We start from the raw sequence: 489 nt of genomic DNA on the forward strand, positions 1-489 counted from the left end.
AATTAAGCAATCAAGCAATTCAACAATTAAACAGTAACAAGCATTGATCTTTCCAACATTAAGAAGTTAAGGGAAGTTAAGATAGTTTGTGTTATGAAGATTGATTTGTACTAGACAGTTTGCAGGCAACAATTAAGCAATTCAACAGTTAAGCTGATTATTCCGAACAAAGTACACCACATTCCGAGGCATAGTGCACCAGTTTGGTTCTGGCTTTAGCACTAACTTTTAAACCATATCACTTTTGGACAAAGCGATATTCTGTAAACTTAATGATTTTTTTTATTTCTCATGGATTTGCCCGTAAGTGCAATTCTGTGAGCAGATGCTGACAGCCTGTCCATAATTGCATCTGCAAGTGTTGGTTCATCTATAAAGTTGTACCAGTTATCCACCGGGAGCTGTGAGGTTATTATTGTCGCGCCGTTGCCGTATCTATCCTCTAGAATATCGAGTATTGCTATCCTGGCATCATTGCTTAGGGGCTTA

1 protein-coding gene is annotated in these 489 nt (G+C 38.0%); it reads right to left on the reverse strand.

Features of this window, described 5'->3' with window-relative positions; all coding sequences use genetic code 11:
- Positions 1-269: 269 nt before the first annotated feature.
- A partial coding sequence (locus tag BMX11_RS17970; protein ID WP_175474608.1) for an ATP-binding protein occupies positions 270-489 on the reverse strand: 220 nt, incomplete at its 5' end.

This window comes from Pedobacter rhizosphaerae (assembly GCF_900111155.1).
Taxonomy (GTDB): Bacteria; Bacteroidota; Bacteroidia; order Sphingobacteriales; family Sphingobacteriaceae; genus Pedobacter; species Pedobacter rhizosphaerae.